20 protein-coding genes are annotated in these 21,665 nt (G+C 49.5%); 13 read left to right on the plus strand and 7 right to left on the minus strand.

Annotated elements, in window-relative coordinates; genetic code table 11:
* Positions 1 to 98 precede the first annotated feature (98 nt).
* Genes AAC007_RS04035 through AAC007_RS04055 form a run of 5 tightly spaced genes read right to left on the minus strand, consistent with a single transcriptional unit; the run spans position 99 to position 5,991 of the window.
* Complete coding sequence (locus tag AAC007_RS04035; RefSeq protein WP_295871616.1) at positions 99 to 1,082, minus strand: oligopeptide/dipeptide ABC transporter ATP-binding protein; 984 nt, start codon at positions 1,080 to 1,082, stop codon at positions 99 to 101.
* Positions 1,079 to 2,080: an ABC transporter ATP-binding protein gene (locus AAC007_RS04040; protein ID WP_295871615.1), complete on the minus strand. Its 1,002-nt coding sequence runs from the start codon at positions 2,078 to 2,080 to the stop codon at positions 1,079 to 1,081. The genes AAC007_RS04035 and AAC007_RS04040 overlap by 4 nt, the downstream gene beginning before the upstream one ends.
* Positions 2,077 to 3,387 (minus strand): ABC transporter permease, encoded by a 1,311-nt coding sequence (locus AAC007_RS04045; RefSeq protein ID WP_339674703.1) that lies wholly within the window; start codon positions 3,385 to 3,387, stop codon positions 2,077 to 2,079. The genes AAC007_RS04040 and AAC007_RS04045 overlap by 4 nt, the downstream gene beginning before the upstream one ends.
* A gap of 13 nt (positions 3,388 to 3,400) precedes the next feature.
* The gene (locus AAC007_RS04050) at positions 3,401 to 4,345 is read right to left on the minus strand and encodes an ABC transporter permease (RefSeq protein WP_295871613.1); all 945 of its coding nucleotides are present in this window, start codon (positions 4,343 to 4,345) and stop codon (positions 3,401 to 3,403) included.
* A 2-nt stretch (positions 4,346 to 4,347) separates the two neighbouring features.
* Complete coding sequence (locus tag AAC007_RS04055; protein WP_339674705.1) at positions 4,348 to 5,991, minus strand: peptide ABC transporter substrate-binding protein; 1,644 nt, start codon at positions 5,989 to 5,991, stop codon at positions 4,348 to 4,350.
* Between the two features lie 48 nt (positions 5,992 to 6,039).
* On the opposite strand from AAC007_RS04055, the gene mnmC reads away from it, so the two are divergent.
* The 3 genes from mnmC (at position 6,040) to AAC007_RS04070 (ending at position 12,370) form a co-directional block, all read left to right on the plus strand.
* Positions 6,040 to 8,103: a bifunctional tRNA (5-methylaminomethyl-2-thiouridine)(34)-methyltransferase MnmD/FAD-dependent 5-carboxymethylaminomethyl-2-thiouridine(34) oxidoreductase MnmC gene (gene mnmC / locus AAC007_RS04060; RefSeq protein WP_339674706.1), complete on the plus strand. Its 2,064-nt coding sequence runs from the start codon at positions 6,040 to 6,042 to the stop codon at positions 8,101 to 8,103.
* Positions 8,104 to 8,242: 139 nt separating this feature from the next.
* The gene (locus tag AAC007_RS04065; protein ID WP_339674707.1) at positions 8,243 to 9,094 is read left to right on the plus strand and encodes a glutaminyl-peptide cyclotransferase; all 852 of its coding nucleotides are present in this window, start codon (positions 8,243 to 8,245) and stop codon (positions 9,092 to 9,094) included.
* 315 nt (positions 9,095 to 9,409) lie between these two features.
* Positions 9,410 to 12,370 carry an insulinase family protein gene (locus tag AAC007_RS04070; protein WP_339674708.1) on the plus strand — a complete coding sequence of 987 codons (2,961 nt, stop codon included), beginning with the start codon at positions 9,410 to 9,412 and terminating at the stop codon, positions 12,368 to 12,370.
* Between the two features lie 65 nt (positions 12,371 to 12,435).
* On the opposite strand, the gene AAC007_RS04075 is transcribed toward AAC007_RS04070, so the two are convergent.
* A complete protein-coding gene (locus AAC007_RS04075; protein WP_295871600.1) occupies positions 12,436 to 12,864 on the minus strand; it encodes a Spy/CpxP family protein refolding chaperone in 429 nt (142 codons plus the stop codon).
* Between the two features lie 551 nt (positions 12,865 to 13,415).
* Positions 13,416 to 13,817, minus strand: coding sequence for a regulatory protein RecX (locus tag AAC007_RS04080; RefSeq protein ID WP_339674709.1), 402 nt, complete (start codon positions 13,815 to 13,817; stop codon positions 13,416 to 13,418).
* A 215-nt stretch (positions 13,818 to 14,032) separates the two neighbouring features.
* Here AAC007_RS04080 and AAC007_RS04085 point away from each other — a divergent pair, with 215 nt between their 5' ends.
* The 10 genes from AAC007_RS04085 (at position 14,033) to AAC007_RS04130 (ending at position 21,661) form a co-directional block, all read left to right on the plus strand.
* A complete protein-coding gene (locus AAC007_RS04085; protein ID WP_339674710.1) occupies positions 14,033 to 14,209 on the plus strand; it encodes a hypothetical protein in 177 nt (58 codons plus the stop codon).
* Positions 14,210 to 14,236: 27 nt separating this feature from the next.
* Positions 14,237 to 14,686: an A24 family peptidase gene (locus AAC007_RS04090; protein ID WP_339674712.1), complete on the plus strand. Its 450-nt coding sequence runs from the start codon at positions 14,237 to 14,239 to the stop codon at positions 14,684 to 14,686.
* Between the two features lie 39 nt (positions 14,687 to 14,725).
* Positions 14,726 to 15,208 carry a TadE/TadG family type IV pilus assembly protein gene (locus AAC007_RS04095; RefSeq protein ID WP_339674713.1) on the plus strand — a complete coding sequence of 161 codons (483 nt, stop codon included), beginning with the start codon at positions 14,726 to 14,728 and terminating at the stop codon, positions 15,206 to 15,208.
* 168 nt (positions 15,209 to 15,376) lie between these two features.
* A complete protein-coding gene (gene cpaB / locus AAC007_RS04100) occupies positions 15,377 to 16,300 on the plus strand; it encodes a Flp pilus assembly protein CpaB (protein WP_339674714.1) in 924 nt (307 codons plus the stop codon).
* A 41-nt stretch (positions 16,301 to 16,341) separates the two neighbouring features.
* Positions 16,342 to 17,649 carry a type II and III secretion system protein family protein gene (locus tag AAC007_RS04105; protein ID WP_339674716.1) on the plus strand — a complete coding sequence of 436 codons (1,308 nt, stop codon included), beginning with the start codon at positions 16,342 to 16,344 and terminating at the stop codon, positions 17,647 to 17,649.
* Between the two features lie 17 nt (positions 17,650 to 17,666).
* Positions 17,667 to 18,920 carry a CpaF family protein gene (locus tag AAC007_RS04110; protein ID WP_296434020.1) on the plus strand — a complete coding sequence of 418 codons (1,254 nt, stop codon included), beginning with the start codon at positions 17,667 to 17,669 and terminating at the stop codon, positions 18,918 to 18,920.
* A 17-nt stretch (positions 18,921 to 18,937) separates the two neighbouring features.
* Positions 18,938 to 19,801, plus strand: coding sequence for a type II secretion system F family protein (locus tag AAC007_RS04115; RefSeq protein ID WP_296434022.1), 864 nt, complete (start codon positions 18,938 to 18,940; stop codon positions 19,799 to 19,801).
* Positions 19,802 to 19,810: 9 nt separating this feature from the next.
* Positions 19,811 to 20,680 carry a type II secretion system F family protein gene (locus tag AAC007_RS04120; protein ID WP_296434023.1) on the plus strand — a complete coding sequence of 290 codons (870 nt, stop codon included), beginning with the start codon at positions 19,811 to 19,813 and terminating at the stop codon, positions 20,678 to 20,680.
* Between the two features lie 16 nt (positions 20,681 to 20,696).
* Complete coding sequence (locus tag AAC007_RS04125) at positions 20,697 to 21,395, plus strand: hypothetical protein (RefSeq protein WP_296434025.1); 699 nt, start codon at positions 20,697 to 20,699, stop codon at positions 21,393 to 21,395.
* Positions 21,392 to 21,661: a DUF3613 domain-containing protein gene (locus AAC007_RS04130; protein ID WP_339674721.1), complete on the plus strand. Its 270-nt coding sequence runs from the start codon at positions 21,392 to 21,394 to the stop codon at positions 21,659 to 21,661. Before AAC007_RS04125 ends, AAC007_RS04130 begins: the two co-directional genes overlap by 4 nt.
* Positions 21,662 to 21,665 lie beyond the last annotated feature (4 nt).

The raw sequence follows: 21,665 nt of genomic DNA on the forward strand, positions 1-21,665 counted from the left end.
TAAAATGACTATCCAATATTAATATTTTCAGAGGGCTGGCTAACTACCCAATTATTTTAAGACCACAAAGCCTAGCCGATAAAACCTCAATACCGACGCTATGCCCTGGACCTAAGAATTTCAATATCCACTAAGCGATGACAGGCTGCTTCAGTGCGCACCCTGCTGGGCTGTAACCAAGGCGGGGTATCGCAACACGCCAATTCTGCCATGTGGCAACGTGGCGCGAATCGACATCCCCTATCGGTCGCCAGCGGTGCTCGATTGGCAACAGTCTGAGCTGGTAGTGACTTGTTTAGCATTCGGCCCTTTGGGTTTCCATCTAAATGTGCCGCGAGCAATCGCACCGTATAGGGATGACGAGGTGCCTCAAACACGGCGGCTGTTGGCCCAATCTCTACAATTTCACCAAGATACATAACTGCCGTGCGCGTGGCTAAAAATCTTACAACGGCTAGATCGTGGGCGATAAACAGCATGGCGGTATTGTGCTCACGCTGCAATTCCTGCAATAAATTAATAATCTGCGCCTGCACTGAGACATCCAGTGCCGATACCGGCTCATCGCATATCACCAACTTTGGCTCGGTAATAAACGCCCGGGCAATACCTATACGCTGGCGCTGACCGCCAGATAACTCATGGGGATAACGCTCCCCCGCGGATTGCGGTAAACCAACGCGATCTAGCCAGTAGGCTGCTTTATCCCGCGCGGCCTGACCATGAATACCAAGACTCCAAAGCGGCTCCTGCAAACTCGCTAAAATCGTCATCCGCGGATTTAAACTTGCATAGCTATCTTGAAACACCATTTGAACCTGGGTCGCCATCTCGCGATAGTCATGACGGCGATAGGAATGGGGCATGTCTTTGCCATCAATATAAATCTTGCCTGCACTACGGGACTGCAAACCAGCAATCATTCGTCCCAGGGTCGATTTACCCGAGCCACTTTCACCAACAAGCCCTAACACCTCACCCGCTGTAATTTGCAGATTAATGCCATCCACCGCCGCCAATAAATTAGCACCACTTTTAAAATGGCAACGCAATTGGCGAATATCCACCAGCGGCGCGGTCATGATTTTCCTCCCAACAGTGAAACAGCTTCGGCCTCGCGCCAGCGCTCTGGGTGATCTTTATGCCACAACCAGCAGCGCGCAAGATGATCTTCACCACAGGACATCAGTGGCGGTGACTCTTCGCAAATCGCCATGCGCTTCGAACACCGCGCGGCAAAACCGCAGCCACTCGGCGGCTGACGCAAATCAGGTGGGGTGCCTGCTATTGCCTCCAAAGGCTTAGGGTTCTCCAAACTCGGAACGGCCCGCTTTAGAGCTTGGGTATAAGGATGGGCCTCCCGACTAAACACATCGTGCAGCGAACCTGACTCAACGGTTTGACCGGCGTACATCACTGACACCGAGTCTGCGATCTCGGCAACGACGCCGAGATCGTGGGTAATAAACAACATGGCAGTGCCGCTTGACTCCCGCATCTCCTGTAACAAAGACAAAACCTCTGCTTGCACAGTAACGTCGAGGGCGGTGGTAGGCTCATCGGCGATAAGGAGTTCTGGCTCACACACAACCGCCATCGCGATCATTGCCCGCTGCAACATACCGCCAGAAAACTCAAAGGGATATTGTTCTGCCCGCTGCGCAGGGTTGGCAATCGCCAAGCGTTCAAGTAACGCGATTGCGCGCATTTTTGCTTCTCGTCGCGACAGGCCTTTGTGAATCCGCAATGGCTCGGCTATCTGCGCACCGATGGTTTGCGTCGGGTCTAAAGCCGTCATCGGGTTTTGGAAAATCATCGCGATTTGATTTCCCTGCAACTGACGCCATTCACGCTCCTTGATTTGCGTCATATCGCGACCAGCAAACCACCATTCTTCAGCACTGATTTTTGCTGCGTTTGGCATGAGTCCCAGTAAGGTCATCGCCGTCACCGACTTACCGCAGCCCGATTCACCAACCAACGCTCTGCACTCCCCTGCCTCCAAGTTCAGAGACACATCGCGAACCGCTTTTACTGGGCCGATACTAACCTGCAATGACGTTAACTTGAGTAGGCTCATGCGCGCACCACCCCCGAGCGTCGATCAGTTGCATCGCGCAGGGCATCGCCCAATATATTAAAGGCCAGCACCGACAGACTGATGAATATGGCTGGAAGGATGAGTTGGCGAGGATGCGACAACAGCGTTTTGATACCTTCATTACACAGCGCTCCCCACGAGGTGGTCGGCGGCGACACCCCCATACCGATAAATGACAAAAATGCCTCGGTAAATATTGCCTGCGGAATCGCAAAGCTAAATGCCACTAATATCATCGGCAATACATTGGGCAACATATGACGGAGAATTATGCGAGAGGTGCTGACGCCAGCGATGCGTGATGCCTCTACAAACGGCTGGCTGCGCAGCGCCAATACCTGGCCGCGTATCAATCTCGCGCTACCCGGCCAACTTAACACCAACATCGCAACAATAAGTGGCATGATGCCGTTTTCGCCAGGGCCGATGCCAAACGCAACGCGGAATAAAATCATAAATAATAAAAACGGCAGTGCCACCACAAAGTCGACGAAACGCATGGCGAGTTGATCTACCCAGCCTCCCATCAACCCTGCAATCGCACCAAAAATACAACCGAAAGTAATAAAAAGTAAGGGAGCCACCACACCAACAAACAGCGATGTGCGGCCACCCGCCATCAAGCGGGCCAATATATCGCGCCCTAGCGCGTCGGTGCCCAGCGGATGCCCCGGTATTTCAACCCACTGGGTTTTGTTATTCGTCACCGGAATTAAGCCCTGTAACTGGGCCTCAAAGACTGACATTGCCGCTTCCGGCCTGACCTCTCTCGACAGTAGTAAGAGTCCGGTATCGGCATCGGCAATAGTGTAGCGATACACTTCGCTACTCAGCTGCAGACGATCTTGATAATAACTGTCTGCAGTCTCGGAGATCGCCAAGCCAAGTCCAGGTTTGTTGGCGTCACCACGATAAACACGATAGCGTTCTATACCAGCCAATTTCGGCCACTGCAGCCTTACATACTCGGTATTCGCTGCGTGAACTTTTAAACCGCTTGGCGCATCTGCTTTTTTAGAGGGCCGCCACGCGCCGTTGTCCGATACAATCCGCACCGACCGAGCGCGACTCGCTCCTTCCGATATCTGCGACAGCCACTGCTGCGACGGGCTTTGACGCCATAGCGACGGCCCGACAGTGACAAACAACAGTAAAAAAATCACCATCAATCCCGACAAAATAACAGTGGGATTGGCCATGCTCGGCAGTGGAATAGGCGCAACCGCTTCCAAATCGTCTGCGGCGCCCCACGTTTTAGGAGCAAAACGAAATACTGAGATTGCCATTAGGACGACGGCCTCATGCTCTGCCTCGGTGTAAACGAATACGCGGATCAATTAAGCCATAGCTAATATCAACCAATACCACCACCAGCACCAGGAAGGCGCCGTAAAACACCGTCGTTCCCATGATGACGGTGTAGTCCAACTGCTGAACAGCTTGCACAAAATATCGTCCCAAACCCGGTATGGCGAAAATCAATTCCACCACAAAGCCACCGGTCGTAATTGCGGCGATAGTTGGGCCCAACTCGGTCACCACTGGCAACACCGCATTTCTCAGCTGATGATGCCAAAACAAACGCCATCCATGAACGCCCTTGGCTTTGGCCGCAATATTGTAGTCTGCGCTGAGCACCTCCAACATTGATGCGCGCATAATTCGGCTCAAATACGCCATTGTGCCCAAACCCAGCACCAGAGCTGGCACCCAAATTTGGCTCACACTGCCCCAACCCGCAACGGGCAATAAGGTTTTACCTGCGGCATTATTCATTGCCACAATGACCAGCTGCGCCAAACCGGCAATAACAAAACCCGGCACCGAAATAGCGGCAATAACAGCAACCATCACCAAGCGATCTGGCCAACGATTTCGGCAGTACGCAGCTACTGACCCCGCCGCCACCCCACCCACCAGCGCAATTAATACGGCGGCGATACCCAAGATCGCCGAAATAGGAAAGTGCTTACTGATAATGTCGTTCACCCGCCGATTTTCTTGGGTAAATGAAATCCCAAAATCGCCGTGCAACATATTGCTCATAAACAAGCGGTATTGCTCAAATAGTGGCTTATCCAAACCATAGCGCGCTTCTAACTGCGCGCGTACCGCTGGCGACATCGCCTTTTCCTGGGTAAGCGGGTCTCCCGGCACCGCATGCATAGCAAAAAACGTCGCGGTGGCGATAAACCAAATCGTAATCACCCCCGACAACAGTCTTCTGGCAATAAAACTCAGCATAATTATTGCTCAATCCATGCGTAGCGAAAATTCGGATCACCACCGAAGATAGAGCGTCGAACACCTTTTAACCGCGGGTTCTGAACATACAGCGCGCCATTTTCATAGGTGGGTAAAATGGGCACATCCTCTACAACTATGCGTTGAATTTGCGCCATGGCATTAAAACGCGTCTTCGCATCATTGCTCGATTGTGCCAATCGAATCCAGCGATCATAGAGTGGATTATCATAACGTCCACGATTATTGTCGTTCCAGGAGGCGAATAGATCGGCGAAGGTCATAATATCGTCGTAATCTGGCCCCCACGCGGCCACGACAATATCAAAATCGCCACGGCGCATTTTTTCAAGTCGCTGCTTAAACACCTGCTGGTCAATACGGAGCTCCAAGCCCAAGCCCTTTTTAAATAAATACTGATAGTATTCCGCTTCTTGCAAGGCTCTTGGACTATCTCCCGCCAACATCACTAATGGCGGCCACGACTCTAAACCCAACTCAGCCTTAGCCCGCTTTAAATACTTGCGCGCCTCGGCAATATCGGCGTCGACACGCATGACGGGATATTCTTCGCGAAAGGGTTTTTCACTACCTTTAACGGTGACAGGAAAAAGTGAATACGCTGGCTTAACGCCCGGCAAACCGATGATTTTATTGACTAGCAAGTCTGGGTCGATTAAACGCTGAACCGCTTTTCTAAACGCACGATTGCTACTAATACGCCCTTCCCGAAAATTAAACTCGAGAAAATATAGGGAGCCGGTGTGAAAATATTCAATATTAAAACCACGTTCGACAGCCTCATCCAGCAAGCCCGTATCCAATGGCGCAATGGCAATTTGTTGATCGCGAAATAAATTAAACTGGGCGCTGGGGTCGGCCGTAATATAAGGCATATCTATTTCGTTTATTTTGACGCCATCTTTCTGCCAATAATGGCCATTTTTACGCAATCTAAGATGAGCTCCGTGTACCCATTTGTCTAATACATAAGCGCCATTAACCACCAGCTTGTCACTATCAGCGGCGTAGCGCCCACCCCAATGCTCAACGACGTCTTCCCTCAGCGGTAAAAACGTCATAAAGGCAGCTAAGCTGAGAAAGTAGGGACAGGGCTTAGCAAACTCCACCCGGAGTTCATGATCGGACACCGCAGTAACACCCAACTCCGTCGCCGCTAGCTGTCCACCGTTAACCGCTTCTGCATTTTTAATGGGATAGAAGATAAACGCATACTGCGACGCGGTACTGGGTTTAAGGGCGTGACGCCAGGCAAACACAAAATCATGGGCCGTCACCGGCTTGCCGTCGCTCCAGCGCGCCGAATTACGCAACCAAAACGTGGCGCCATCAGCATCTAGTTGCCAGCGCTCTGCAACACCCGCCGCCAGCTCACCATCGGGACCGTAAACCAACAGACCCTCCATCAAATGCGACAATACAAAACTGGCTATGGTATCTGTCGCCACCGCGCTATTTAAGGTTGGCGGCTCAGTCGCTAAGGCGAGAGTCACTTTACTTTTCTGGGCGTCAACCGCCTGCGCCTGCACGTGGGACACGAGGCTAAAAGATAATACAAAAATCGCCAAGAATTGCACGGCAACAGCCGGCACAATCAAAAATCGACTCGCGGAGGTTTTAGCCATTTTCACTGCTACAATACGCTCCCCGGCAATACTGAATTTATATACACAATGGCTAAGAGCTCGCACCCCAACCCCTATTTTCTTGAGGCCGCCAGTATCGATTGGGGAACTGATGGCGTCCCCCGGGCCGATACTTACGGCGATATTTATTTCAGTCAGGAAAGCGGCATCCATGAAAGCCGCCATGTTTTTTTAATTCACAATCAGTTAACTGAACGCTGGAAAACTCTGGACACACAGCAAAGTGGAAGGTTCACCATCATTGAAACCGGCTTTGGCACCGGTTTAAACTTCTTACTCGCTTGGCAGCTTTGGCAATCCTTAGCGCCGTCCAACTGGCAACTCCACTTTATTTCCGTCGAAAAACATCCTTTGCATCCAGCAGACTTGCGCAGAGCGCATGCATACTGGCCAGAATTGACTCATTTGGCCTCTATACTACAGCACAATTATCCGCCGCTGTTACCAGGTCAGCACCGAAGAATGTTGAATAGTGCACAAGTTTGCCTGGATTTGCTGTTCGGCGACGCACTTGAATGTCTGCCGGCACTACTAGACTCGCCGAGCCCATCAAGCCCTCGATCACAAACCTCGCCACTAGATCGACCACCTTGCGTCGACGCGTGGTTTCTGGACGGCTTCTCGCCCGCGAGCAATCCCGACATGTGGCACGACACCTTGTTTAGCTGTATGGGGGCACTCAGCGACACGGGCACTACATTCGCTACATTCACATCGGCGGGCTTTGTTAAACGCGGACTGCGTGGGCAAGGCTTTGCGATCGAGAAAGTCACCGGCTACGGTCGCAAACGGGAAATGTTGCGCGGCACATTTAAAAATCAGAGTGACGCCGACGCGCCAAAACCCGAAACTGTTGCCGTACCGTGGCACCGTCCGTCCGCTGCGTCAGCGGTAAATAGCGCAATAGTCATCGGCGCAGGCCTAGCGGGCTGCAGCACAGCCCGAGCTTTAGCCCAGCGCGGCATAAAAGTCACAGTCATTGAACGCAACACACCGGCAAGTGGGGCATCAGGTAACCCGCAAGGCGTGCTATATACCAAGCTCTCACCTGCCCCTGGCGATTTAAACCAATTCACCCTGACTAGTTTTCTGCATGCCTTGGCTCATTATCGCGAGCGGCTCGCCAGCGGTGTCATCGAAGGTGAGCTCTGCGGTGTTTTGCAGCTAGCAAATTCAAAGAAAGACGCCGTACAATTTGATCAGCTGAAAAACCTACTCGCCGACCAAGATTGGTTGCAGTTTTTAAGCGGAGATGAGTTAGAAAAGGTCAGTGGAGTCGCCTTAAACGGCCAAGCTTTTTATTATCCAAATGCTGGCTGGCTCTCGCCACCAAGTGTCTGCAACGCCGACTTGGATCATCCCAATATTCGCCTTATCACCCACTGCGAAGGTGTTTCACTATCAAACGCCGAAAATGGGCAATGGTGTGTATTGGATGACAAAGGGCAAAGCATCGTCGATGCTGATGCGGTTATTGTCGCCAACAGCAACGATGCGCTGCAATTTTCCCAAACCCAGCACCTGCCGATCAAACCGATTCGCGGCCAGCTAAGCTACCTAAACGAGTCTGATTTAACACAAATTCCCCAGTGCGTGATTTGCCATGAGGGATATTTGGCCCCACCCATAGCAGGCAAATTATGTATTGGCGCCAGCTTTACCCTGAGGGACTCGGACACCGCGCTCAGGGAATGTGATCACGGCTTAAATCTCGCCCAGTTAAAGGCAATCTCACCTAATTTATTAAAAAGCACGGCTAGCGCCCTTGACGGCCGTGCCTCACTGCGTTGCAGCAGCTCAGACTATCTCCCCATCGTCGGGGCCGCACCTATCGTGGCAGACTATGCCAAGAACTATGCTGCATTGGGCAAAGACGCTCGCCTATGTATTGATACCGCCGCCAGCAATTACCCCAAGCTGTATATCAATGTGGCTCACGGATCGCGCGGGCTAACGTCTACCCCAGTGTGCGCAGAGTTGCTGGCTAGCTATATATGCGGAGAGGTGCGCCCTCTGCCTCGCCATTTGTGTGAAGCGCTATCACCCGCACGATTTACCATGCGCAGAATCATTCGCAATCAAAAAATCTAGACCGGCATTCTGATCTGCGCTTAATTTCCACTTAAGGTCTGCGCAGGGATTTGCGCTAAAGCTACGAGCTAAAGCCGATTTATGGCAGACTCAAACAAACTGATTTCGGTCGGCGCTCCACCACCTTTTGAGATAGCACGTGAACAAATCCGTAAACCAGACCAAATCATCTTGCCGCCGCATCGCCAAGATGGCGAGACACGGTAGCGTAGGCGTGGCACTTATCTTGTTTTCGCTTATTGTGTCCAGCCGCGCGTTTCCCGACTTGGCTTACGAACTAATCAACACCTATCCGCATCAACCCGCCCTATTTACTCAAGGGTTAGAGTTGTACCAAGGGAAGCTTTACGAAAGCAGCGGCCTTTACGGCCACTCCAAAATTATCGCTCGTAATTTCCCACCAGCTGCTAACGACAGTATCCGCGGCTCAGCCCTGCCAGACACTGTTTTTGCTGAGGGTATTACCCAATACCGCGGCAAGCTATATATGCTGACCTGGCGCGCAGGACGCGGCCTAATTATCGACCCCCAGCATTTTAAATTACTCGGGGTGTTTCCCTACGAAGGTGAAGGCTGGGGACTCTGCGCCAGTATCGTCAAGGGTCGCGCCGATCACTTTGTCATGAGCAATGGCAGCAGCGAGTTACAATGGTTAGCTGCCGATACAATGACCTTGATTAACACCCTCACCGTCACAGAAAACAATTCACCTGTAACTAAACTAAACGAGCTCGAATGTGTTGGCGACTACGTCATCGCCAATCAATGGCACAGCAATTATCTATTTATCATCGATGGCCGCGATGGCAAGGTGCTTAGCAAGCTAGATCTATCAGAACTTGTCGCCACCGCTAACAAAACCAGCCCACTCGCCCCCGAGGCGGTGTTAAACGGCGTTGCCTACGACGCCAGAGACAATAGCTGGCTAGTGACCGGCAAGCTTTGGCCAAACATATTCCGCATAAGATTCGAGCTGCCCGCCCTGCCTTAGAACTCCTTTAACATAATATTACCTAATGCCAAAGTTCCTAGCTTGGGTTGAGGAACGACAAGCTTTTAAGCTGGACGCCCATTCGGGCGGTTTATCAAACCCAACAAGCGATGGTAGCGCATCCCACCATGTTGGGTTTCGTTCCTCAACCCAACCTACAGAGTCACACGTCATTTTCAAGCTGAAGGAGTACCAGTACTCCTTCAGCTAAACGATTTAGTGTACAAAACAGCCTAGTCGCGCTGATGCAATTCACGCCCACAGAGCCTAGAATACCAACAGCATTTACTTCTTCGCCAAATATACGGATGACGCATGACTCAAGTCGACACCGCAGTAACAACAGCAGCAAACCCAAAGGCATATCCCAGCTTTGAATTAATCAGCAACGAAGATGTACCCGCACTTGGAGTGTGCATTGCTGAGTACCGTCACAGCAAAACAGGCGCTAGCCACTACCACATCGCCAGCGACAATCCAGAAAACGTGTTTCTCGTGGCGCTGCGCACCGTGCCAAAAGACTCCAGCGGCGTTGCCCATATTTTGGAGCACACCGCCCTGTGCGGCAGCGAAAAATATCCGGTTCGCGACCCGTTTTTTATGATGATTCGCCGTTCCTTAAACAGCTTTATGAACGCATTTACCAGCTCTGACTGGACGGCCTACCCCTTCGCCAGTAGCAATCGCAAAGATTTTGAAAATCTGCTGCAAGTGTATTTAGACGCCGTCTTTTTCTCTCGTTTGCACCCACTGGACTTTGCCCAAGAAGGACATCGGCTGGAATTTAAAAACCCTGGAGACCCAAATTCCGAGCTGGAATTTAAAGGCGTGGTTTTCAATGAAATGAAAGGCGCCATGAGTTCAGTACCCAGCCAACTCTGGCATACACTGTGTAAGTATTTATTTCCAAGCACTACTTACCACTACAACAGCGGTGGTGACCCCGAGGCCATACCAGACCTCAGCTACGATCAACTAAAGGCTTTCTATCAAAGCCACTATCACCCAAGCAATGCTATTTTTATGACCTTTGGTGATATTCCCGCCGCAGAACACCAGGCTCGCTTTGAAGATTTGGCACTGCATCGCTTTGAGGCACTCGACACCCATATCGCGGTTGGCGATGAAAAACGCTACCACGCACCAATGCGCGTTCAAGAAAGCTACCCATTGCCACCCTCTGAAGACACAGACAAAAAAACTCATATCGTTGTCGCCTGGTTAATGGGCAAAAGCACCGAGCTGGAGACTCAGTTAGAAGCGCAATTACTTGCCGGAGTACTGCTCGACAATAGCGCCAGCCCACTAATGCACACATTGGAAACCTCCTCACTTGGCAGCGCGCCTTCGCCAATGTGTGGGCTAGAGGACTCGATGCGTGAGATGGTGTTGGCCTGCGGTGTTGAAGGTAGCAACGTAGAAAACACCGACGAGGTTCAGAACCTTATTCTTGAGACCTTAAAAAATGTCGCTGAAAATGGGATTCCCAAAGAGGATGTCGATGCCGTTTTGCATCAGCTAGAGCTGCGCCAGCGCGAAATCGGTGGTGACGGCTATCCATATGGCCTGCAATTAATATTAACCGCCTTGGGCAGCGCGACTCATCGCGGCAAGCCGATTGAATTACTCAATTTGGACCCCGCGTTACAGGCGATAAGAAATAAAACCGCCAACCCAGACTACATCAAACAACTTGCCCAAAATCTGTTGGACAACCCTCACCGAGTGACCTTGGTGATGAGTCCCGACCAAAACATTCAAGCGCGGGCAGAAAAAGCAGAAATAGATCGCCTAACAGCGATCAAAAACGGGCTTAGCGACTCTCAAAAACAAGCCATCATCGATCAAGCAGCCGCCCTGGCTGAACGTCAAACGATGGAAGAAGACGAGTCCATCTTGCCAAAAGTCACCCTCGATGACGTGCCGCTAGACACGCCAGCACTGCACTTTGACACCGCGGAATTCGGCAACTTACCGTACACACAATATGGCCGTGGCACCAATGGACTGGTTTATCAGCAATTACTCGTTAGCTTGCCGGCACTGACCGAAGACGAGCTTTCGCTACTTTCCATATACACTCTTGTCGCGACCGAGCTTGGCCTTGGCAAGCAAAGTTACCTTCAAGTTCAGGCGCGCCAGTCGCAGGTTTGCGGTGGCATCAGCGCTTATACGACAATGCGCGGCGGCATTAACAATGAACAGGAAACACAAGCTTTCTTAGTGTTGTCTTCCAAAGCGCTACTGCGCAATGCCTCGGATCAATCCCAGTTGATGCGTGACACCTTTGAGCAATTGCGTTTTGACGAGCACGACCGACTAAAAGAACTCATTGCCCAGCTTAAAGGGCGCCGCGAATCAGCCGTCACCGGCAATGGCCATAGCTTAGCAATGAGTGCAGCCAGTGCGGCGATGAGCCCGATTGCCAAGGTTAATGAAGATTTAGGCGGCTTGAGCGGGATTCGGCAACTCAAGCTACTCGCCAAGCGCATCGACGATAAGAGCTCGCTAGCGAACCTTGCAAATGAGCTGGCGGCAATACACCAGAAAATGCTTTCCAGTAATAAACAATTGCTGATTATTGCCGAAAACGACCAACTGCAAAGTTTATGTGCCGACATCGGCCCGATTTGGCAGGATTTCAATGCGGTCGCCAGCGAAGGGTTCGAGCTACCGGCCTTACGAGGGATCAATAAAGAGTTCTGGCTCGCCAACTCGCAAGTCAACTTCTGCGCCAAAGCCTACCCGACCGTAGCCTCTGGCCACCCTGACGCCCCAGTACTCAGCGTATTTGCAGTGTATTTACGCAATGGCTTCTTACACCGTGCGATCCGCGAACAAGGCGGCGCCTATGGCGGCGGCGCTTCGCAAGACTCCAACATAGCCGCATTCCGGTTTTACTCCTACCGAGACCCACGCTTACAAGAAACCTTGAACGATTTCGATAAATCGATCACGTGGATGCTCACTACACCCGTTTCGGCGCAGGGATTGGAGGAAGCCATTCTCGGTGTTGTTGGTAGTATCGACAAACCCGGCTCACCCGCAGGCGAAGCCAAGCAAGATTATCACAGCAATATTTTTGGTCGTACGATCGCCGAACGCCGTCAATTCCGCCAGCGCGTCCTCGCTGTATCCGCGGAGGACTTACTGCGCGTTTGTGAGACATATTTTACGAATGCAGAAGCGAGCATTGCGATTGTTAGCAACGAAACCAAAGCAGATGCACTGGCTGACTGGATAGCGCAAGAAGGCTTAAGTATTCAAAGGCTGTAAAAGATTAAATTGGAAACAGACTTTAGCTAGCCCCAGCGGGCTAGCTATTTAGGCAAAGAGATATCTTATTTAGCTGGCGTTTTCGCCGCCTGAAGCGCGTCTGAACGTATTTTATTATAAGCGCGCTTTTGCTCTTTATTTAACACCGCGTAGAACTTGCGCTGTGTATCCAGTAGCGCCTTAGTATGCGCCGCCGAAAGCCGCCCGGCTTCTCGACTTAAACGCGCCACACCGGTCTCGTCCAACCTTGCCAAATTAACCCGGCGAATGCTCTCCTGCGCTGCAACGAGACCATCGCGAATAACAACTGCTTCCTTGGCATAATTTTCAAGCAAGGTTCGAATCTGCCCTTGCTGGCCTTGCGAAAGATTCAATTTCTCGCTTAAAACATCTAACCGTGCGCCGCCAAATGCAGCGTCATTCGCTAAAGCTGGTGAAATGGCAACGCCGCTCAAAACAGCACTTAATAACATGATAAAGCTAAATTTCTTCATTACTTCCCCACTAAACTAACAACAGTATTATCTAAACATAGTAATCGCAAAAAGCCCCAAATGCACAGCGCTGATATTACGTATACGTCGCCAATACCTGCTCAATTACCGTTCAAAGAAACAGATAAAGCGAGGAACTGCCATCCCCTGCCCCTATCGGGATCCGCATACACTCGGGCTATGAGCCGCACTATACTCCGTCAAAAACGATTAGATTTGTCGGACGTCTGAAGCCAAAGACGTTCGCTGCCGCTCACCTGGATACTCGGTCGCGGCCGAGTATGACGATGCTGGGAGATACCACCGTCATCACCGACCACACTACAAACCGTCATCCCCGACCCCGATCGGGGATCCAAATACCTCGGCCTCCGGCCTGTTCTGAATTTAAGTAAAAACATCGGTTCCGATCACCTAGAACCCTTAACTTGGCCAAGCATGATTCAATTTTTGGCGACAAATGGTAGCAGCATTTTATTCTGCAATACGCAGCGAGGATTTCGTCTATTCAATACGACGGGGCTTTTAGTATCGCAGGCACTACGAAAAAATCAAAACAACTCACGAATATGGTCAAAGGCAAAGCCTTTATACTGCATATAGCGCTGACACTTAGCCCGCAGCTTAGCGTCAGACATATCTTGTCCCGCGTATTTTTTCTCAAACAGCTGCTGCGCCGCGGCTACCCAATCTACATCTTGGTTCGAAAATGTGTCTTCAACCACGTTTTCAGCCACACCGCGCTGGCGTAATTCAGCGCGAATATATTGAGGGCCATACCCCATATTTACGCGTAAACGAAAGAATGATTCTGCAAAACGGCTATCCGCCTGTAAGCCATCTGCACTCAACTCATCTAAAACCTGATCAATTTCTGAGCTTTCAGGAAAGCGTTGCGATAGTTTTTGCTGCAATTCTTGTCTTGAATATTCACGCCTTGCGAGAAAATCCATCGCTTTCAGCCTTACATTTTTCCTCTCACCACTCAAAAAATGTGCTCCACGTTACAAAAACCTCGCAATATCCCTTAAAACCTACTATTTTCCGTAAACTAACTTCGGCAACTACTTATTTCTTTCAAAGTGTGTAAAGAGCAAAGTTAGCACCAAGGCCGAGAGGGAAAACCTGCGCTGTTCGGTCCTCTTAAATTAATCACGGAGAATGAATCATGTTAAACAAAATTACTAGCAAACTACGCAACTTCAAAAATGACGAGAACGGTGCCAGTGCAATTGAATATGCGGTAATGGCTGCGATTCTAGTTGGAGTAATTGTTATAGCTCTAGGACTACTCAACTTTGACACATCATTCACTGCCATCGACGGCGCCATGAATCCTCCGTAAATTGGAGCGATACAAATACGATTAGCAATGTGGTCACTACCTATACTACTAACCATTGGGTACATCGACTGGCAACACCGTCGTATACCCAATACCTGGGTAATGATACTCGCAGGATGGGCGGCATGTTATGCCGCCTTCTCCTCGGGAATTAATGCTGAACATATTACGATTAACATCGGCATAGGACTAATACTAACGTTACCTGGTTATATTAAAGGAATAGTCGGCGGCGGTGATGTAAAGCTGATGCTAGCAATAGCTCCCTTGTGGCAGCCACTACAATTACTTGCTGTTTTTTCGATAGGAATTTTTAGTCTGCTGTTATTAATGTCATTAATTCACTTGATTTCAAAAATGTCATTAACAAAAGCACTCTATCCAAATACGAACTCCGTAAGTAACACATTTCACAGAGGTATTCCCTTGGGAAGTGCAGTCGCGATCGGCGCAGTATTTATGTCCTTTGTCACTTAAATCAATATTTCACCCACTAGCTATGCATGGAGCACGACAATGACATACCGAAATTTTTATCGCTCACTTTTGCAGCGGCAAAAAGGTGTCGTTGCTATCGAGTTTGTCTTTATCTTCCCAGTTTTTTTTATCATGTGCTACGCAATTATCGTTTATGGCTTGGCATTCCTATTAGTTCAGAATTTCACGTATTCAAGCGAAGAAGTCTTACGAGCCGCACTGGCGTGTGAAGATTGCGAGACTCCCGAAGACTGGGAAATAGAGATAGACACTATAGCAAATATCCGCCTCAAGAAAGATGATACGGATGGCCTGCTTATCTACTCTCCAGACTCTCTGGTATGGAGCAGCGACTGCCGAGACGCCTCTGTACCGGAAGATGGTGAACCAGCGCTTGACGGCATTATATGTGAAGTTACGGTATCAGCAGCGCCGCTGCTAGACGGAATCAGCATGCCGGGCTTTGGGAAACTCCCTACCTTACCCAACCAACTAAGCGGTAAAGCTAGCTTACTGTTTTAAGAGTGTTTAGCGCGAGCGCAACATTATTCGTAGCACCTCGTGTAAAAGCCGCAAGCATCATACGTAACAGCCACAATAGCATCACTATGACACAGTGCTTAAGATTCGTTTTAAAGACAGTGGTAATAAATAGCACTTCAATTTATTGACCTTTTTAGGGATACGACTATGCAAGCAAGGACATTAAAGATTATCGCCGCATTGCTGATTATCAGCGCTGTATTTATGGGGATAATTGGCTACAAAATAAGTCAGGAGGACTCGTCCAAGAGCCGATCAGTGTCGCAGGCGCAAGCGAGCAGCGCAGAGCAAGCCAACTTTGCCTATGCGCAAAAATTGCTTATCGCAAATCGCGGCATGGACAAGGGCGAAATCATTACTGCTGAAGACGTCCAGCTTATCCCCTACCCCCTTCTTGTCGACGGCAGCTTCACGAAAGCAGAAGACATTCTCAACAAGAAATTAGAATCCAAAGTTGCAGTTGGAGCCATTATTCGCGCAAGTGACTTTGAAAAGCAAAGTACGCTAGCTCCCTATATCAACCCAGGTTATCGCGCACTGGCAATTAAAGTTGATGAAGCATCCGGTGCAGGTGGATTTCTACAACCTGGTGACCGTGTTGATGTCGTTTTTACAACTAAGGCATCAAAAGAAACCTACAACAAAAGCATATCTCGCCGCCTGCTTAAAAATATCCGGGTCATTGCATTTGGGACGGATGTTGAACGTGCAGATAAAAATATTGTAGTTACCGACAACAAGAAAAAGTCTAGCGCAAAAGCAGAAAAAGAGTCTGGAAAAAGCAGTCGCTCAGCCGTCCTCGAGATTGCTCTAGAGGACATCCCAGTTCTGACTCTCGCGGAGGACCGCGGTGATCTTCGCTTAGTCGCACTTGGTGAGATCGACATGGAGTCCGAGGACGGTAACGACGTTGCCAGCACAGAGACTGAGGCATCACTAAGTAAGCACATGAGTGACGCCGACCGCACTGCATTTATCCGCGATGTTACCGGTTTAAAACCACCACCAGCACCGAAATCTGTCTATGTTTATAGCGGTGATTCAGTCGAAACAATTACGGTACGTAACTAATGAAAACGAGCAATTTCAAGGGCACAGAAGGAGTATCCAAGATGAAAAAAGGATTTATATTTAGCTTGCTGCTTGCGCTCGTTTCGGTAGCTCAGGCGACCCCCTACAAAACTATGCGCATGACTACTGGCGAACAGCAAGCGCTAACCACACAGTACAGTGTGAAGCGCAGCGCAATTGGCAACCCAGCCATCGCGAGTCTTAAAGTGTTGAATTCGACGCAGTTTCTGATTACGGCGAAACAAATTGGGTCGACGCAACTTTTGCTATGGCAAGGTAGTGGCGATCCGACTGTATTCAAAATCGATGTCGTGCCTGATGTAGCCAGTTCTAGCACCGCGGGCATTGCCATAGACGCATCAGGTGACAATATTGTTTTGCAAGGTAAAACACAGTCCCTTATCCAGCATGATCAACTTATTGCTGAAGCGGGCGAAAAGGCAATCGACAATACAGTGCAACAAGGCGCGATTCAGGTTCAGACTGACATTCGAATTATTGAATATAGCCGCTCGCAACTAAAGCAGATTGGTACCGCATTGGCATACACCGGCGGAGACACATCCATTGCCACCGGTGCAGCAAGCCTATTACCCATATTAAGCGGCAACCCAGTTGGTCAACTACTTGGTGGCATCGCAACGGGCAGCGATACCTCATCTATCTTAGTAGGTCACGCAACCGGCAGCTTCAAGGCTGCAGTGAATGCCCTACAACAAAATGGCTACGCCTACACTTTAGCGGAACCGTCACTGGTCAGTCTATCTGGACAAACTGCCAGCTTCCTGGCGGGCGGCGAGTTCCCCTACCCTGTTTCTAATAGAGACGGCCGAGTACAAATTGAGTTTAAAGAGTTTGGTGTTCGTCTACGTTTAACACCAACGGTGCTAAGCGAAAACAGCATTATGTTAAAGGTTGCGCCAGAAGTGAGCGATCTCGATTTTAACAGTGGTGTTCAAGCAAGTGGTGTTTCTGTTCCAACCCTACGAGTTCGCAGAACTGATACAGCGATTCAGCTAGCTCCAGGTGAAAGTTTCGTCATTAGCGGTTTAGTTACTCGCAACACGTTCAACAATGCAGATAGAGTACCTGGATTAGGTGACATACCCATTCTTGGTGCACTGTTCCGCTCCACACGCTTTGAACAGGACGACAAAGAATTGGTGATGATAGTAACGCCTCACCTAGTCAAACCCATTGCGAAGAATACTGAGCTACGCGAGTTACCGGGTGCAATTTACCAAGACTACACCCCCTCGTTCACCAATATGTTATTTGGTGATTCACTAGAGGGTAATAGCTCAGGTAAGACTTCAAAACCGTCAGCCGGCGTCGGCTTTTCTAACTGATTATTAGGTATTCCGTGATGAGATTGATAGAACGAAGAACACCAAGTAAACCAGTTGCCCCTACTGACGATTATGAAAAACTAAAGTCAGATATGCACAAATTTGTTATCGATAGAATTGAAGATGACAAAGTCATTTACGACGACAATCAGAAAAAGCTGGAAGAGGCGATTTCGGCGTACATTCGTCAATACTGTCGAATCTACGAAGCAACCATCGACCGCGAGACATTCCTTTCATTAGAAAAGCACTTACTAAATGAAATCGTCGGTTTTGGGCCGCTGCAAAGTCTTCTAGATGACCCAACGATAAACGACATATTGATTAACGGTCCGCGTAATATTTATATCGAACGTGCCGGCGTACTCGAAAAGGCGGATATGCGCTTTCTCGATAACCGTCACGTACTGCGGGTTATTCGCCGGATGATTTCACCCTTGGGCCGCCGTATTGATGAGTCTAGCCCAATTGTTGACGGTCGCCTGGAGGATGGCAGTCGTATCAACGCGATTGTGCCACCACTCGCGCTCGATGGCCCCTGCCTTTCGATTCGTAAGTTCCGCAAAGATCCACTTACTGCGCAAGAACTACTAGCAACCGGTTCAATCAGTGAAGATGTCCTTGAATACCTAACGAATGCGGTAAGCAACCGCACCAATATTCTGATAAGTGGTGCAACTGGCTCGGGTAAAACCACGTTACTCAACATTCTCAGCCAATTTATTCCTGGCACCGAGCGGATTGTCACCATAGAAGACGCGGCTGAACTTCAGCTTCGCAATGGGCACGTGGTTCGCTTAGAAACCCGCCCAGAGAACAATGAGGGTGTCGGTGAAATCACCGCACGAGAACTTGTGAAAAATGCCCTGCGTATGCGCCCAGACCGCATCATCGTGGGCGAAAGCCGTGGCGGCGAAATTCTGGACGTTCTACAAGCGATGAACACTGGCCACAATGGCTCTATGAGTACCGTGCACGCAAACTCAGCGCGCGATGCCATTACGCGTCTCGAAATGATGGTGGGTATTTCCGGTTTCAAAGGCACTGGCGAGTTAATCCTAAAAATGATCGGCAGCGCACTCGACTTAATTGTGCATATAGGCCGCAAATCAGATGGACGCCGCTGTGTACTTCAGATCTCAGAACTGCATGTCATCAATAATGAACTAACCCTAAAAGATATCTTCTGCTACGACGATGCAAGCCGAAAAGTACTTCGCGTTGATGGAGCTAAGGATACAACTCGCTCACCTGACTTGGCGCACATCTGAGCTAAAGGAGTTTCGCTATGTTATGGATTGCACTCGCACTACTTCTGGTCGGCTTAGCTTTTGTGGTGCTAATGCTGATTAGTGGCGAATCCGAAACGCGGACGCCCGAGAATGAAATCATTCCCGAGGCCGGCCCCAAGCTGCCGGCGGCATTAGAGAACTACCTCGGCAGCAACGGCGTTGAACTACCGCCTGCGATTGTCTATGTTGCCATTGCAATCATGCTCACTGGTATCGCACTAAGCCTGCTAATCCTGCCTATCAAGGTGGGTGTCCTCGCAGCAGCTGGTGTTGTATTTATTGCTTTCTCGCTCGTTAGAATAATTGGCGCGCAACGAAGAGCTAAAATGCTAGAACAGCTTCCTTCATTTATCAACCAAGTTACGCGACGCCTATCTGCCGGCGTTTCTGTGGAAAATGCCTTTGCCGACTCGGTAGAAACATTGGAGCGGCCGCTGGGCACGGTAATGAGACGAATTGTCAGGCGCGTGCACTATGGCTACGACCTTCATCAGGCCTTTGAACGTGAAGCACGCGTTAATCAGCTAAACGAATTTGATGTACTGGCAACAGCACTGCGCATCAACGAACAGTATGGTGGCAGTATTCGCTCAATTCTCGACGACATCGTCGATATTCTAAGAATGCAAGATTCGGGTAAACGCGAACTCAGCGCCATGACCGGTGAAACCAGATTTACTGCATTTGTTCTGGCTGTCCTCCCTGTCGGCATCGCGGGCTACACGTTTTTTAATGATCCTAAAATGCTCACCGACATGTGGAATAGCACCGGTGGTCAACAAACTCTAATTGCTGCCATTGTCATGCAGCTACTTGGCGTCACCGTCTTGTGGCGCATGGTCAAATCCATTGGGGCCTAGGAGAACAACATGGAAGCACATCACCTGTATTACATTATTGGCGCGGTTATTCTGTGCACAGCCCCCGTACTACTGCTGGCCATAGCCCATGTAGAAACAACGTCATCCGGCCAAAAACAGGAATTTGAATTTAGTTCAAAGGATATGTGGCGCCAGCTACGTGAAGAAAACACCCACATCGCGTCTTTATCACAATTATTGCGGCGCGCTGGTTTGTTCAACACTGAACAACAAGTGAATGCCATATCAATAAGCCTCATCGCGATCATCACCAGCGCTATATGCCTTGGTATATATACATATTTCAAAGGCAGCCCCGCTACCACCATACTACTTACCATTACGCTTGGTTTCGTGTTGCTGGTGTACTTGGCCTATTTTTTCTTGAAGAAAATTGCCGAAGATCGCCAAGAAAAACTGAACCAGGAAACCCTGATACTAGTGCAAACAACAAGGATGCTTTGGCGCGTGGGCTTATCACTACCTAAAACACTAGCGATTATTTGCGATCAATTGCGCAATCTTGCCCCAACCTGTTCGCAGGAATTACAACTTGCGGTAAACAAGATTGAATCCGGCCAAAGTCAGGAAGAGTCGCTGTATGAGCTAATAGGTTGCACCAACGCCGAGGGATTTAAAGAATACCTTATTGTTGTCCGCCAACAAGCCATTACGGGTGGCAGCATTGATAAAGCCCTTGACGAACTATACAAACTTTTGCAAAACCGCAGAAAGCTGGATTTGCAAGAAGAAGTTACCAAAATGTCGGGCAAGATGTCGCTGGTCATGATGGTGTTTTTATTCCCAGCCCTCTTGATCGTCGTTGCTGGCCCAGCCCTTATGTCCGTTTCAAGTGTAATGAGCAATATAGGTAATTAAGCAAGGAGCGTTGCAAATGAATAAATTATTAATTTCCTCATGCACATTAGTGCTGCTGTTAAGTGGCTGCGCTAGTACGCCAGCCTCCAAGCAAGCCGCGGCGAGTAATTGCAATGTTCCAACTAGCAAAGAGGAAAGCGTCACACTTGATCTAATCGAACAGCAAGTATCGGAAAAACAGTATTACTCAGCGCTAGCCTATCTTGAAAAAGCGCCTGACAGCTCTCCGCGGGTGTTAAGACTGCGCGCTGAAGCACAACGCAATACGGGTATGCTAGATGAAGCCTACACAAGCTATCGAAACCTAAGCCTAACTTGCATGGCAGCTTTCGGTCACGCCGGTATGGCAAAAATTTTAGCGACCCGCGGCGATATCCCACAAGCTCATCAGCAAATGCTAAAAGCACGTCGCCTTGCCCCAAGCAATGCCGATATTCGCAACGACTACGGTTTTATTCTGTTAGCCCACAAGAATTTTAAGGGCGCACAGCGCGAGTTTATGACCGCCTTACAGCTACAGCCAGGCCACCCAGTTGCCATTCGCAATATGGTAATGAGTTTGATACTGGATGGCGACAGCAGAACCGCCCTGCGCATGGCAAAAAATAACGACATCCCGTCGCAAGAATTTAGAGAGCTACTGAGCCAAGCCAACGCATTTAAACAACCCACAATTGCGGGTAGTAACGTCATTAAACAAGGAGCACCACTATGAATAAATTAACCATCGCATGTTTTATTGGTGTTACAACTTTTTCGGCAACTGTTTTTGCAGAGCCAGAAGTTATTTACACCCAAAACCCAGCGCCACAAACCGCTACCCATCGTCTACTTGAGCTACAGCGCTCTGGACAAAATGCAAGCACGGAAGAACAGTACCTAAGCGGCAAAGTCAGTACCGAAGTGTATAACCGCTATGTAAAGAGCTTCTCGCATGCCATACCAGAACGCTTTAGCAACGATTCGTTCAACGAAGAGTAATCAA

It is taken from the genome of uncultured Zhongshania sp. (assembly GCF_963975605.1).
GTDB lineage: Bacteria > Pseudomonadota > Gammaproteobacteria > Pseudomonadales > Spongiibacteraceae > Spongiibacter > Spongiibacter aquimaris.